Below are 14,638 nucleotides of genomic sequence, written 5' to 3' on the forward strand. Positions count from 1 at the left end.
CACCACAGCATGCGCCGCGGTCATGCAACTTCTTATCCAGCAGTAGGTAGGAGCACGAACAGCTCAATGGCTCGCAAGAACACCACAGTGACCGACGAGGACTTTGTCGAGAACATTATCGATATTGATGTCACCAGTGAAATGGAGAATTCCTTCCTGGAGTACGCCTACTCGGTGATTTATTCTCGGGCGCTGCCCGATGCCCGCGACGGGCTCAAGCCCGTGCAGCGACGCATTCTCTTCCAGATGTCCCAAATGGGTCTGCGCCCGGAAAAGGGACATGTGAAAAGCGCCCGCGTGGTCGGCGAGGTGATGGGTAAGTTGCACCCCCACGGGGACGCGGCGATCTACGACGCGATGGTGCGTTTGGCGCAGGATTTCTCGTTGCGTCTGCCGCTCATTGATGGACACGGAAACTTCGGATCGCTCGATGACGGACCAGCAGCCCCCCGCTACACCGAAACCAGGTTGGCCGCCGCCGCCGTGGCAATGACCGCGAACCTGGATGAAGATGTGGTGAACTTCGTCCCGAACTATGACAACCAGTTCATGCAACCCGAGGTGCTGCCGGCCGCGTTCCCGAACCTCTTGGTGAACGGAACCACCGGTATCGCGGTGGGTATGGCCACCAATATGGCCCCGCATAACCTCACCGAAGTGATTGCCGCGGCCCGCCACCTGATCGCTAACCCTGAGGCCAGTGTCGAAGATTTGATGAAGCTGGTGCCTGGCCCGGATCTCCCTTCGGGCGGAACCATCGTGGGTCTGGATGGGATCAAGGATGCTTACCGCACCGGCCGTGGACTTTTCCGGACCCGGGCCAAGGTCACCTTGGAGAAGATCTCGGCGCGTAAATCTGCGCTGATGGTCACCGAGTTGCCGTATCTGGTGGGCCCCGAAAAGGTGATCCAGAAGATCAAGGACGGGGTGCTGAATAAGAAGATCACCGGGATTTCCGATGTGGTGGATCTGACCGATCGCACCCATGGGCTCAAGCTGATGATCGAGCTGAAGAACGGGTTCAACCCCAACGCGGTGCTTGCCAGCCTGTATAAGTACACCCCGATGGAAGACACCTTTGGCATCAATAATGTGACGCTGGTGTCCGGGCAGCCCCGCACCTTGGGGTTGCGTGAATTGCTGCAGGTGTATGTGAGTCACCGGCTGGAGGTGGTGCGCCGGCGCACCGCGCACCGTTTAGCCAAACGTGAGGAACGCCTGCATCTGGTGGAGGGACTGCTGATCGCCATCGTCGATATTGACGAAGTGATCGCCTTGATTCGTTCCTCGGATGCCGCCGCCCAAGCACGCGAACGCCTGATGCAGGTGTTCGATCTCTCCGAACCGCAGGCCAGCCATATTCTTGAGCTGCGTTTGCGTCAGTTGACCAAGTATTCCCGGATCGAGTTAGAGGCCGAAGCCGAACAGTTGCGCGCCGAAATCGCCGAATTGCGCGAGATTTTGGGTTCCGATGCCCGGCTGCGAGAGGTAGTTTCCAGCGAGTTGGCCGAGGTCTCCGAAACCTTCGGCACCCCACGTCGTACCGTGTTGAGCAAGGACGCGAGCCTGAAGCCCTTGCGCGGCACCGAGCTTCCCGAAGCAGTAGGTAGCGGTAAGAAGGCGACCTTAGCCATGGAAGTGGCGGACCGCCCGTGCCGGGCCCTGCTCTCTGCCACGGGTCAGCTGGCCCGCACCACCGACCGGACCACGGTAGATTTCAGCGCCGGGCGTGTCAAACACGATGTGCTCCTCTCGCAGGTGGCCACCAGCGCGCGTGGCGAAATTGGGGCGCTCACCAGTACTGGACGGATCATCCGGGTCTCGATGATCGATGTTCCGGTACTCTCCGAAGGCCACGGCTTCCCTCAGTTGTCTCAAGGGGTACCAATTAGTGAGTTCCTGAAACTGCCGAAGCATGAGAAACCCATCGCGCTGGTGCCGCTGAACCGGGTGCTTGCCTTGGGTACCCGCAACGGCGTGGTGAAACGGGTGAACCCGGATTATCCGTTGAACCGCGACGAGTTTGAAGTGATCACCCTGAAGGACTCCGATGCGGTGATCGGTGCGGGCGTGGCCGAGGAGAACACCGAACTGGTCTTCCTCACCGCAGGGGCGCAACTGCTGCGTTTTGCCGCCGCAAATGTGCGGGCGCAGGGCCGCACGGCCGGGGGCATGGTCGGCATCAAACTCGCTGCCGAAGATCAAGCGATCTTCTTTGGGGTGGTGCCGGAAAACGATCACTCCGCGGTGGTGGCCACCGTGGCGATCCGCGACGATGTGTTGCCCGGCACCTCGGGACAGTCGGTAAAGCTCACCGAGCTCGAGCAATTCCCGGTCAAGGGACGCGCAACCGCCGGTGTGCGAGCTCACCGTTTCACCAAGGGTGAGGAGCGTCTGGTCTTAGGGTACGCGGGACCGGGCCCAGCCCGGGCTTCCTCCCCTGCCGGGGTGGTGCGCGCGCTACCTACCGAATACGCCAAACGCGACGGTTCCGGAGCCCCGTTGGCCCAACCCATTGCCATCTTGGGCGGAAGCACCCCGGATTCCGAACCGGTAGCCACCGCACCGAACAGTGCCACCGCACAACAGCCCGCCGCGGCTGCGGACACTAAGATCGGTCACGAGCTGGTTGAGGACTCCGTGCCCTTCTCCGATGGCGGGGTCATCCTCGGCGACGATTAACATCCTGAGGAACCGCAAAACCAGCTGTGGCCCCGCACCTGCGGGGCCACAGCTGGTTTAACTACGTTGGCTACGGCGGGCCGTGACGCTGCCCTGCTTTAGCTGTTCTGCAGCAACCGGCCGGTACCCAGCCCAATCCGGTTCTCACAGTCCGCGGCCAACTGCTCATCGTGGGTGATCAACACGACGGTACGCCCGGCCAGCGCAGTGCGCAGCTGCCGCATCAATTCCAGACCTTCCTCATGTCCCAAGTGTGCGGTAGGCTCATCGAGCAGGATCACCTGCTTATCCGCGAGCAAAGCACGCGCTACCGCCAACCGGCAGCGCTGTCCCCCGGAGAGGCTATGACCGCCGCTGCCAATGCGGGTCTGCAGCCCATGCTCCTGCTGGGCATACCATTCCCCCAAACCTACCCGGCGCAACACCTGCTCATACTGCTGGGTTGTGGGCAACTGCCCATTGACCCCCAGCGCCAGGTTGCGTTCCAAGCTGGAGTCAAAGAGGTGTGCTTCCTGCGGGCACCAGGCGACCGAAGTCAGTGCTCCGGGGGTCAAGATCTGAGGTCGCTGCTGCTCGTCGAGGGTGAAGATTTGCCCCGCTAGCGGAGTGAGCGCACCGAGAAGCGCGGTAAGTAGGGTGGACTTGCCCGAGCCCGACGGTCCGCTGATTGCGGTCCACTGTCCGGCGGGGATCAGCGCATTCAGCTCAGTGAAAAGCGGCCGTTCTGGGCTGTAGCCCAGGGCCAGACCCCGAAGTTCGAACCCATGGACCGGGGATCCAGTCTGCTTAGGCTCGGCAGCTGCGGGGGTTGGGGTATCGGCCACCGAACGTTCGGCGAGCGCCTGACGCAGCTGCCGCAACCCACCAGCTTGTTGCCAGGCGGTGATGGCCGCACTTCCGGGTTCGGCCAAGGCCAGGGCAAGCAGCGCGGCTACCGCGGTCAATTCCGGGCTGACGGTGGATACCGCGACTGCCCCCAGAGCCAATAGCATTGTGCCGAGACTGAGCAGCATAACCCCCACCCCGTGGCCCAGCGCGTGAGCTTTCGCGCGGCGCTGGTTTTGCGCCTCGGCGGCGGCCAAACGTTGCAGCACGATGGGCAGTGAATCATTGGCCCTTAGCGCGGCCCGGCTCCGCAAGATTCCCAGCACCTGCTCATTGACCTGCAGGCGATGCTCCAGCGCTAAGCTGAGGTTCCGGCCTTCCAGCACCCGAACCAGCGGCAGAACGATCAGCAGCGTCGCACCAAAAACCAGCAGACTCAATACCCCGAAAGCCGGTTGAATCAAGAACATCACCCCGATGCCGAGCACCCACACCAGGAGCGCTTGGAGCGGAGGGAACACCACCCGTGCCAGCAGGTCGCGCAGTTCATCGACCTCCGCGAGGAGGAAGCGCAGCACCACCGGGGAGCGGGAGATAATCCCCCAACGTGCCGGCTGGGCAACCATTGCGTTCCAAATCTTTTCACGCAGCTGCCCGGCATAGCTCAACACGGCGTCGTGGATGGCCAATTGCTCCACATAGCGTAGGGCTGCCCGCCCAATTCCTAGGGCACGGACCATCACGATGGCGACCAATAGGTGTAGCACCGGAGGCATATAGCTGGCCTTGACGATCAGCCAGCCACTGACCGCTCCGAGCCCTACTGCGCAGATCACCGACAGCACCCCGAGGATCAGGGCCTTAGTGGCCGCCCGTTGTCCGAAAAGGAGTTCCCGTACCGGGTGGAAACCGCCCTGAGCGCCGTTTTGCGCCGGCGGATGGGTCACGCTCGGCTCAGCTGGTGCATCCGTCACTTCAACTGCCGGTGGGTCGGTCGTGACCGAGGCAGGCTCGGCGCTCCGCGCCCCGAGCAGCACATCATGACTGGCGATTAGTTGTGCACACCGGGCAGGTAGCTCGGCTAAGAGCCGGCGCACGGTGGCGGCGTTGTGCGCATCAAGATGCGCGGTCGGCTCATCGGCCAAGAGCAGGCGCACCGTTGGGTCACTGTGTACCCGGGCCAGTGCCCGCAAGACTTCTAGCCGACGCAACTGCCCCGGGGAATATTCGGCGATCTGGCCATCGAGCTGTCCCGCCAAATTCAACTGTTGGGCGAGGTCCTGTAGCAGCTCGTGGCTCGCTAACGGGGCGTCCAGGGCCAGCTGCTCAGCCGCAGTCGGCTGATTAAACACCGGGTGTTGTTCAATCACGGCCAGCGAACCGTTGATGCCGATCCGACCGGAAACCAGGTCGGGGTCCATCCCCGTGGCGCTGTGCGCTTCGGCGATGGCTTTGAGCAGCGTGGTCTTCCCCGAACCACTGATCGAATCAAGCAGGTGGCGCTCGCCGGCGTGCAGGGTGAGCTGGTAGTCGCGATAAATCGGCTGGTCTTTTCGATAGCTCAGCTGCAGATCGTCGATCTGCAGGATCACGTCCTGCCCCGGAGCCGGGGCTGCCAATGGCCGGGCCTGCACTTTCTCGGTCAGCGCGGTGTACTTCTGGTAGGCGGCCAGCCCGTCATCAGCCGCGTGGTAGGCCGATCCTACGTCGCGCAACACCGCGAAAATTTCTGGAGCCAGAATCAGGACGGTCAACCCAATGGCCAACTCCATGTTCCCGCCCACGAGGCGCAGCCCGATGAACACCGCGACCACGGCCACCGAGAGGGTGGAGATCAGTTCGAGCCAGAAGCTGGAGAGGAACACCGTTTTGAGGTTGTCCATGGTGGTTTTGCGGTACCGTTGGCCCAACGCCGCGATAGCGTTGCCCTGCGCCTGCGCACGGCCCAGCCCGAGGAGAGCTGGTAGCCCTAGGGCCAGTTCGTAGAGTTGGTGAGCCAGCCCATCCAATCCGCGTTGACTGGCGGCCACCTTGTCTTGGGTGTGCATCCCAATGAGCACCATGAACATCGGTACCAATGGAATGGTCAGCACCAGGATGATTGCGCTGGTTAGATCCTGGCTGAGAATGTAGAGCCCGAGCACCGGTGGGAGCACAAATGCGGTGACCATGGCGGGGATGAACTTGGTGAAGTAGTCATCGAGCTTATCCAGCCCATGAGCGGCTAGGGTGGCGGTGACCGGGACGGAGAAGTCGCTGTCCGCGGCGGTCAGGGTGGTGTGTTCGGCACTGGTTTTGACCAGTCGGGCACGCATCCGCTCCTTGGCTCCCAAGCCCATCCGTCGGCTGGCCACGTTCAGTCCCCAGCCGGCAGCTGCGCGCAGGATTGCACCGAGCACTCCCAACGTCAGTAGCGGCTCGGGATCTACCGGCGTGTTGCCGGCCAGTGAGGCGATCCAACGGCCCAGTGCGAAGGCCAGCAGGATTAATCCGGCGGCTTTGGCGAGTGACCAGCAGGTGAGCAGCACCAGTTGGCCGCGGCTGAGCAGCTGACTGGGGAGGAAACGTTTGGCGGCCATTGACAGTCCTTTGTGCTCGTGGGCCGGTTACTTGACGACCGGGGTGACCGGGCTCAGTTCCGGGATGTGCTTTTCGTGGATGCGTTTGCGGAACACCCAGTAGCTCCAGGCCTGATAGGCCAGCACCAGTGGCACGGCGAAGGCCGCAACGATGCTCATCAGTCGCAGGGTGTAGGGGCTGCTAGAGGCGTTGGTGATGGTCAGGTTGAAGGCCGGGTCCACGGTGGAGGGCAACACCACCGGGAAAACCGCGGTGAAAATTGCTGCCACGCCGAGAGCCAGCGCGATCCCCAAGGTGCTGAAGGATAGCCCTTCCCGGCCACCCTTGGCAGCCACCCAGGTGCTTAGCAGCATGACGGCGCTGAGCCCCAAGAGCACCCAGGCCACCGTCGAATCAGCGCGCCGCAGCACCACCAGTGCCCAGAACACCAATGGCAGTAGTGCGAGGGGCATCCAACGCACCAAGAGGGTGCCGCTGCGTTTGCGGATCGGACCATCGGTCTTCAACCGGAGGAAGGCCAGCGCCTGAATCAGGCAGTAACCCACGACGGCAAGCCCACCGAGCACCGCTTCCCACCCGAACCAGGAGAACGCGCCACCGATGCGGTCTCCGTTCGCGTTCAACGGCAGCCCCAGCGTGGTCAACGCCAGCATCGCCCCGACCCCAAAGGCCGCCACGAAGGAGCCCAGACTCATCGCGAGATCCCAAAGTTTTACCGCGGTGCGCGTATGTGCCTTCCCACGGTATTCGATGGCCACCGCCCGGAAGATGAGGGCGGCGAGCACGAAGACCAGCGGGATGTAGAGTCCGGAGAACAGTGAAGCATACCAGTGCGGAAACGCGGCGAAGGTCGCACCGCCCGCGGTGAGTAACCACACCTCGTTGCCGTCCCAGACCGGACCAATGGTGTTAAGCATGACCCGGCGTTCGCGGTCGTTGCGAGCCATGGAACCCATCAGCATGCCCACGCCTAAATCGAAGCCCTCTAAGAAGAGGTAGCCCAGCCACAGCACAGCGATGAGCACAAACCAGAGTGTGGGTAACCATTCCATCGTGATCTGCCTTTCCGGATCCTAGTAGGCGAAGGCGAGTACGTCGCCGTCGTGCTTGTCTTGGTCATCGTTCTGCGCATCGGTGCTGTGGTTCAGTTCGGGCATCGCCGAGGCCACGCCGCCACGCACATAGCGGGTGAGTAATACCAGTTCGACCACCAGCAGTACCGCGTAGATCAAAGTGAGCAGGATCGTGGAGAAGAGCATTTCTCCGGCGCTGACGGTGGGTGATACCGCGGCGGCGGTAAACATGAACACCTGATCAATTCCACTGAACTGCGGGTTCGGGGCCACGACGAAGGGTTGGCGTCCCATCTCGGTGAAGATCCACCCGAAGGCGTTGGCGCCGAAGGGTGCAGCAATGCCGGCCACGGCCAGTCGTGAGATCCACTTATTGTGTGGAACCGTGCCCTTGCGGGTGAGCCAGAGGGCTACCGCCGCAGCGACAGCGCTGAGTCCCCCGAGGGTGATCATCAGCCGGAAGCCCCAGTAGGTCACTTCCATCACCGGCAGGTAATTGATTTCCTGTCCGGCGTACTGGCCGAGGTATTCCTCTTGCGGGTAATGCGTTCCGTACTTCTCCTGGTACTCCGGGATCAACGTATTGACCCCCTTCACCGGGGTGTTGAAATCGTTATTGGCGAGGAAAGAAAGCAGACCGGGCAGTTCAAATACCGCGGTGACATCATCACAGGTGGTTGCCCCAGCCCCGCGGATATCCCCGATAGTCAACACCGAGAAGCCAGTTCCATCGTGGCAGGCGGCTTCGGCGGCGGCCATTTTCAAGGGCTGTTGTTCGAACATCAATTGGGCTTGAGAATGCCCCGAGAAAGCCACCCCAGTGAAGGAGACCAAGGCGACGACCGCACCAATCCGCAAGGAAGTGATCCATACCTTGTAATCCGTCCGGTCCCGGTTGCGTCCCTTACTGACATCCTCACCGACGATGACCTTGCCCTGCGCATCGACGGTGTCGACTCCTTCGCTGCGGCGTCGGTAGAGATGGAACCAAGAGATGCCGAGCAAGAATCCACCGGCCACCGCGAAGGCACCGAAGATCGTGTGCGGGAAGGTGACCAGTGCCGTGTTATTTGTAAACACGGCCCAGGCATCGGTCATCACCGCACGCCCATCGATGATCTCGGTACCGACCGGGTGCTGCATCCAGGAGTTGGCCACCAGAATGAAGTAGGCCGAAAGGATGCTGGCCAACGAGGCGATCCAAATGGTCGCTAGGTGGAGTTTGGCCGGGAGTTTCTTCCACCCAAAGATCCAGAGACCCAGGAAGGTGGACTCGACGAAGAACGCCAAGAGGGCTTCCATCGCCAGTGGTGCGCCGAAGACATCACCAACGAACCGACTGTATTCGCTCCATGCCATCCCGAATTGGAATTCTTGAACGATGCCGGTGGCGACTCCCATGATGAAGTTGATCAAGAAGAGTTTGCCCCAGAATTTGGTCATGCGCAGCCACTGCTCGTTGCCGGTGCGTAACCAGACCGTTTGCAAGACCGCGACGACCAAACCTAGGCCGATAGTCAGCGGAACCATCAAGAAGTGATACACGGTGGTAATACCGAATTGCCACCGGGCGATCTCTAAGACATCCATTGTTACCTCATGGTCACATCATGATTTCTACTTAGTGTAGAAATTTCGTCCGAGACCTAGCGTAGCCAATTTCGACAACGTGTAGAAATCCTTTCACCTCCCAACGCCCTCGCTCCACGCCGCACCGCTGAAGAGGCGCGCCCCGACCAGCACCGGGCTCAGCGGTCCGCCGCCACGTGCGGCAACACGCTCATTCGCCCGCGATAACTCGACGATTAGTAAGCAAGGGTGCTCGTTGGGCAAGGACCAAAATTCAACCGCGGCTCGAGATTCTCACTGCCCCATTTTGCGGACTGTGATTTTGCTGACTAAATCCATCTCAAACACGTTTTTTACGTGATGTAGAAAAATTTCTCGCTTCGCTATAGAATTGAAGGACAAGGCGTCTTTCGTTGACCCCAATGAAGGGCGCTACAGAGTACAACAAAGCAAGTGAGGTACTGCCCAGTGGCTAGCCTTGGCGACCTAGAACGCTCAGTCATGGAACTGCTGTGGGATTCCACGGAACCATTGACCGCCAATGACCTGCGCGATGAGTTGGCAGCACCAGGAGATACTGCGAAAGACCTCGCAGTCACCACGGTGTTGACCGTACTTGCGCGCCTAGAAAAGAAGGGGCTGGTGGTGCGTGAACGCAGCACTCGCCCACATCGATACAACGCATCGTCCACGCGTGAAGATCACACCGTGAACCTGCTCAACGAGGCTCTGGGCTCTGCACAGAATCGTGAAGCCGTCTTGGCACGCTTCATCGGCGGCATTTCGCCGGACGAAGCAGCGACACTTCGTGCTATTTTGGATGCACCGAAAACCGCGTCCTAATACTAAGATTTAGAGGGCCGAGTGCTTCTCACCTCATACTTTCTCGCGGCGTTGGCCATCGCACTTGCGTGGCCAACGCCGTTGGCATTGTCTAAAGCCAAGTGGACTAGTCGCTCCCCGGTAGCCGCCGTCATCTTGTGGCAAGGCATCGCATTAGCCGGTGGCCTGTCGATGATTGGCGCCATGCTCGTCTGGGGGCTTGACCCGCTAGGTGATGATCTGCTGACCGCGCTGCATCGCGGTTGGCTGCTGCTGATGGGCGATCCCACGGTACCTTTCCCGGGGGTTGTTCACCTTTTCGCGTTGAGCACCGCTTTCCTCTTCGCCTTCCACTTGGTTCTCACCCTGATTCGTGCAACGTGGCGAATCCTTCGGCAACGGGCCAAACACCGTGAACTGCTACTGTTACTCAGCAATCCGGCGGCGAACAGTCCCAATACCTTGGTGCTGGATCACGATACCCCGGTGGCCTACTGTGTGCCGGGAATTACCCGGCCGATCACCGTGCTCTCCCGTGGACTGCTGGATCAACTCTCCGAGAGTGAGCAGGCCGCGGTATTAGCCCATGAGCGTTCCCATCTGGAACAACGCCATGACGTGTTGATTTTGGCCTTCACCGCCTGGCATGAGGCGCTGCCGTGGTTGCCCACCTCGAAACTGTCACTGCATGCGGTGCGGCAGCTGATCGAAATGCTGGCCGATGATCAGGCGCTGAAGGATGTGGACCGGTCGGTGCTATTGCGCGCCATCGTCACGGTAGCCTCAGCGATCTCCCCCGCAGAAGATACCCCTGCCGCCAGTTCGCAGAGCACCACAGAGCTGGAGGGTGTTCCTAGTGGGGAGCTGACTTCAGCACGCTTACAACGCCTGCTCGCAGCACCCAATCCCCTGTCCAGAAGCCGGCGTGCCTTGGTTTATCTTGCGACGACCCTGCTGCTTGGATGCCCCACGGTGTTGCTGATCGCCCCGCGCCTCTTAGGCTAAAAGCCCTCGGCACAAAGACCTCCGGCCCGCTCCCTAAGGAGCAGGCCGGAGGCTTTGGATCACCCGTTAGACGTCGATGCGCTCACGTTCAAGCTGATCCGCACCGGAAATAATGAACTCCTTACGCGGTGCCACGTCCGAACCCATCAACAAATCAAAAATCTGCTCGGCTGCTTGGGCGTGTTCAATACCCACCCGCCGCAACGTACGGTGCCGGGGATCCATGGTGGTCTCCGCCAGCTGGTCCGCGTCCATCTCACCTAGACCCTTGTAGCGCTGGATCGGCTCCTTATACTTCTTTCCCTCGGCTTCAAGCTTGGCCAGAAGCCGATTCAATTCAGCTTCCGAGTAGGTATATACCAGCTCATTGGCCTTCGATCCATGGTTGATAACCTCGATGCGATGTAAAGGTGGAACCGCGGCATAGACGCGTCCTTCCTCAATCATCGGGCGCATATACCGGTAGAAGAGAGTGAGCAGCAGGGTGCGAATATGTGCCCCATCAACGTCGGCGTCGGTCATTAAAATGACCTTCCCATAGCGGGCCTGAGAAATATCAAAAGTCCGCCCCGAGCCGGCACCGATGACCTGAATCATCGAGGCGCACTCGGCGTTGGAGAGCATATCGGAAATCGACGCTTTTTGTACGTTGAGGATCTTTCCGCGGATTGGCAGCAGAGCCTGGAAGTCGCTGGAGCGTGCTAGTCGTGCGGTACCCAGAGCGCTATCGCCCTCGACGATGAACAGTTCGGAACGCTCGGTTTCCTTGGTGCGGCAATCCAAGAGTTTGGCCGGAAGGGTGGAGGATTCCAGCGCGGTCTTTCTCCGTTGGGTTTCCTTGTGCATCCGTGCCGACACCCGAGACTTCATCTCGTTGACGACTTTCTCCAACAGGGTGGAGGTTTCCTGCTTTTCGACTCGTTTAGTCGAGTTGAAGCGTTCGTTTAAGGCGTTCTCCACGACCTTTGAAACGATTTGACGTACCTGGGAGGTACCCAAGATTTCCTTGGTCTGCCCTTCGAACTGTGGTTCGGCCAATCGCACGGTGAGCACCGCGGTCATCCCGGCCAGGACATCATCCTTCTCAAGCTTGTCCTTCGCACCGAATTTAAGTTTCCGTGCATTGGCGTCCACGGCTTTCCGGAAAGACTTCAGCAGCGCTTGTTCGAAACCCGTTTGGTGCGTCCCGCCCTTGGGTGTGGCAATAATATTCACGAAGCTACGGAATGTGGTGTCATAACCAATCCCCCAGCGAATCGCTAAATCAACCTCACAGATGCGCTGCACATCTTCGATATGGCTACGTCCGTTGGCATCGAACACCGGCACCTTTTCGTGGAATGAACCACTGCCTTGGATGCGCCAGACATCGGTGACCGAGGAATCGCTGGCAAGGTATTCGGCGAACTCGCTGATTCCACCGTCGTGCTGGAACACCTCTTCATAGGGGCCCTCTTGTCCCAAGGTGCCCGGTAGCCCCCGCTCATCACGCAGCTGGATCCGTAGTCCGGGCACCAGGAAGGAGGTTTGTCGGGCGCGATTTTGCAACTCTTCGTAGGAGAAACGGGCGTCGGAGGTGAAAATATTCGTATCGGCCCAGTAACGGATGCGCGTACCCGTCACCCCACGTTTGGCCTTGCCGACAACCTCTGGCTCGGTGGCTTGTTCGAAAGCTTCGAAGTCGGCCTCGGCACGCGGCTTTCCACGATCCGCGAAGCGTCCTGGTTCACCGCGACGGAACTGCATCCCGTAGGTCTTTCCCCCGCGATCCACTTCTACATCCAAGCGAGCAGATAGCGCGTTGACTACCGAGGCACCCACGCCGTGCAAACCGCCGGAAGCATTGTACGAGCCGCCGCCAAACTTGCCGCCGGCGTGCAGCTTGGTGAAGACCACTTCGATACCGCTTAATCCGGTCTTAGGTTCGATGTCCACCGGGATGCCACGTCCATCATCACGGACCTCGACCGACCCATCGTTGTGCAAGATCACCTCGATGGATTGACCAAACCCGCCAAGGGCTTCGTCCACGGAGTTGTCAATAATCTCCCAGAGACAGTGCATCAACCCGCGCGAGTCGGTTGAGCCAATGTACATTCCGGGACGCTTGCGGACCGCTTCCAGCCCTTCGAGCACGGAAAGGTGACGGGCGTTGTAATTGTCGGCTTTAGCCACGTGGTTGCAAACTCCTACTTATGCCGGACAGGTGATTCTAGAAACCATTCTAGTCGTCATTGTGTTCGAATCCGGTTAGCTTCTCCGGTCTAGAGCGGTTCACGTGGACTTATGAGCTTATCCACATCGGCTACGCGGTGAGCGAAAGAAGCATGTTTCGGGCATAAACTCCAAGGAATAACTGGTTGTATTGAATACACCTAGATTTAAAGGAGGCTGGCAATGACTACTTCAACTGCAAGTCGTGAACTCAACGCCCTCGACCGGTGCGACCGTTGCGGCGCTCAGGCCTATGTGCGGGCTGTGCTGGCTTCCACCGGTGGTGAACTATTGTTCTGTGCCCACCATGCCCGGGCGGTGGAGCCTAAGCTTCGCCCGCTGACCGCGCAGTGGCAGGATGAGTCGGCACGACTCTACGAAAAGCCAAAGGTCGATATCACCGACTAAGCATACGCATCAGCGTGCAGGCGATGGTTCCCAGCAATGGGAGCCATCGCCTTTCGCTTTAAGCTCGGCCGGAGGGTTAAAGCACTGATGGGGTGTCGGAAGCAGAACTTCCAACACCCCATCAACCGTTCTTAGTCGAGGTAATCGCGCAATACTTGGGAGCGCGATGGGTGACGCAGCTTAGACATCGTCTTGGACTCGATCTGACGGATCCGCTCACGGGTAACCCCGTAAACCTTTCCGATTTCGTCCAGAGTCTTAGGCTGACCGTCGGTGAGACCAAAGCGCATAGCAACTACGCCGGCTTCACGCTCCGAGAGCGTGTCAAGCACCGAATGCAGCTGCTCCTGAAGCAGAGTGAAGGACACCGCGTCGGCCGGAACCACAGCCTCGGAATCCTCGATCAGGTCGCCAAACTCGGAGTCACCATCTTCACCCAGTGGGGTGTGCAAGGAAATCGGTTCACGACCATATTTCTGAACTTCGACGACCTTTTCAGGGGTCATATCCAGTTCCTTGGCCAGCTCTTCAGGAGTCGGTTCGCGGCCAAGATCCTGAAGCATCTGACGCTGTACACGAGCGAGCTTATTGATGACTTCGACCATGTGAACCGGAATACGAATGGTTCGTGCCTGATCGGCCATGGCGCGGGTGATCGCCTGACGAATCCACCAGGTGGCGTAGGTCGAGAACTTAAAGCCCTTGGTGTAGTCGAACTTCTCAACTGCACGAATCAGACCTAAGTTACCTTCCTGAATCAGGTCCAAGAAGAGCATACCGCGGCCGGTGTAACGCTTAGCGAGCGAAACGACCAGGCGCAAGTTAGCTTCCAACAGGTGGTTCTTGGCGATCTTTCCGTCATGGACGATCTGCTCATAATCCCACTTCAGACGTTGCTCCATGGAGCCGTCGTCGTTGTTCAGCTTGTCCTGCGCAAACAGGCCAGCTTCAATACGCAGCGCAAGATCGACTTCCTGCTCGGCGTTAAGCAGGGCGACCTTACCGATCTGCTTCAGGTAATCCTTAACGGGGTCAGCGGTAGCACCAGCAACTAGAACCTGCTGCTGCGGCGCATCATCTTCCGAAGAAGTCAGAACGAAGCCCTTGGCGTCTTCTTCCGCGCCTGCCTCGGCTTCACTATCTTCAGGACTCTCGGTCGGGCCATCAGTCTGGTCCTCAGCTTCGGTTCCTGCTTCCTGAGCGGTAGCAGTCTTCTTAGCTGGAGTCTTTGCCCTGGTTGCGCGCTTTTTCGCGACAGGTTCCTCTGCCACAGCCTCGGCGTTGGCTTCCTCAGCCGCGGTTGCGTTGGCAGCTTTGCGCTTAGCGTTCGTCTCAGTTGATGACACGAATAACCTTTCTCACGATGCGTCCCAGATGCACCTACCGGTAACACCACTATGACCCTGTCAAGTCCGAAGGCGGAGAATCAAAATTCACGCCAAGACAGCGGTCGAATAGTT

At 59.6% G+C, this 14,638-nt stretch carries 9 protein-coding genes; 4 read left to right on the forward strand and 5 right to left on the reverse strand.

All coding sequences use genetic code 11. From position 1 onward, the window contains the following. Positions 1-66 precede the first annotated feature (66 nt). Entirely contained in the window at positions 67-2,682 is a 2,616-nt protein-coding gene (locus ACQQZ8_RS09595) for a DNA gyrase/topoisomerase IV subunit A (protein WP_431709606.1), read from the forward strand. A 98-nt stretch (positions 2,683-2,780) separates the two neighbouring features. Here the strand turns inward: ACQQZ8_RS09595 and cydC are convergent, their stop codons facing one another. From cydC to ACQQZ8_RS09610, 3 genes are read right to left on the reverse strand one after another with little or no spacing between them, the layout of a single operon-like run. After that, on the reverse strand, positions 2,781-6,086 hold the full coding sequence (gene cydC / locus ACQQZ8_RS09600) for a thiol reductant ABC exporter subunit CydC (protein WP_431709607.1): 3,306 nt from the start codon (positions 6,084-6,086) through the stop codon (positions 2,781-2,783). Positions 6,087-6,113: 27 nt separating this feature from the next. Then, positions 6,114-7,139 (reverse strand): cytochrome d ubiquinol oxidase subunit II, encoded by a 1,026-nt coding sequence (gene cydB / locus ACQQZ8_RS09605; protein ID WP_431709608.1) that lies wholly within the window; start codon positions 7,137-7,139, stop codon positions 6,114-6,116. 21 nt (positions 7,140-7,160) lie between these two features. After that, entirely contained in the window at positions 7,161-8,750 is a 1,590-nt protein-coding gene (locus tag ACQQZ8_RS09610; protein WP_431709609.1) for a cytochrome ubiquinol oxidase subunit I, read from the reverse strand. A gap of 447 nt (positions 8,751-9,197) precedes the next feature. Between ACQQZ8_RS09610 and ACQQZ8_RS09615 the strand changes: the two genes are divergently transcribed. After that, on the forward strand, positions 9,198-9,572 hold the full coding sequence (locus ACQQZ8_RS09615; RefSeq protein ID WP_431709610.1) for a BlaI/MecI/CopY family transcriptional regulator: 375 nt from the start codon (positions 9,198-9,200) through the stop codon (positions 9,570-9,572). Positions 9,573-9,593: 21 nt separating this feature from the next. Beyond that, a complete protein-coding gene (locus ACQQZ8_RS09620; RefSeq protein WP_431709611.1) occupies positions 9,594-10,556 on the forward strand; it encodes a M56 family metallopeptidase in 963 nt (320 codons plus the stop codon). Positions 10,557-10,622: 66 nt separating this feature from the next. Here the strand turns inward: ACQQZ8_RS09620 and ACQQZ8_RS09625 are convergent, their stop codons facing one another. Next, positions 10,623-12,731, reverse strand: coding sequence for a DNA gyrase/topoisomerase IV subunit B (locus tag ACQQZ8_RS09625; RefSeq protein WP_431709612.1), 2,109 nt, complete (start codon positions 12,729-12,731; stop codon positions 10,623-10,625). 222 nt (positions 12,732-12,953) lie between these two features. Between ACQQZ8_RS09625 and ACQQZ8_RS09630 the strand changes: the two genes are divergently transcribed. Continuing rightward, positions 12,954-13,178, forward strand: coding sequence for a DUF7455 domain-containing protein (locus tag ACQQZ8_RS09630; protein ID WP_431709613.1), 225 nt, complete (start codon positions 12,954-12,956; stop codon positions 13,176-13,178). 131 nt (positions 13,179-13,309) lie between these two features. On the opposite strand, the gene ACQQZ8_RS09635 is transcribed toward ACQQZ8_RS09630, so the two are convergent. Further along, positions 13,310-14,524, reverse strand: coding sequence for an RNA polymerase sigma factor (locus ACQQZ8_RS09635; protein WP_431709614.1), 1,215 nt, complete (start codon positions 14,522-14,524; stop codon positions 13,310-13,312). Positions 14,525-14,638: the final 114 nt, after the last annotated feature.

The organism is Glutamicibacter uratoxydans, assembly GCF_050753455.1.
Taxonomy (GTDB): domain Bacteria; phylum Actinomycetota; class Actinomycetes; order Actinomycetales; family Micrococcaceae; genus Glutamicibacter; species Glutamicibacter uratoxydans_A.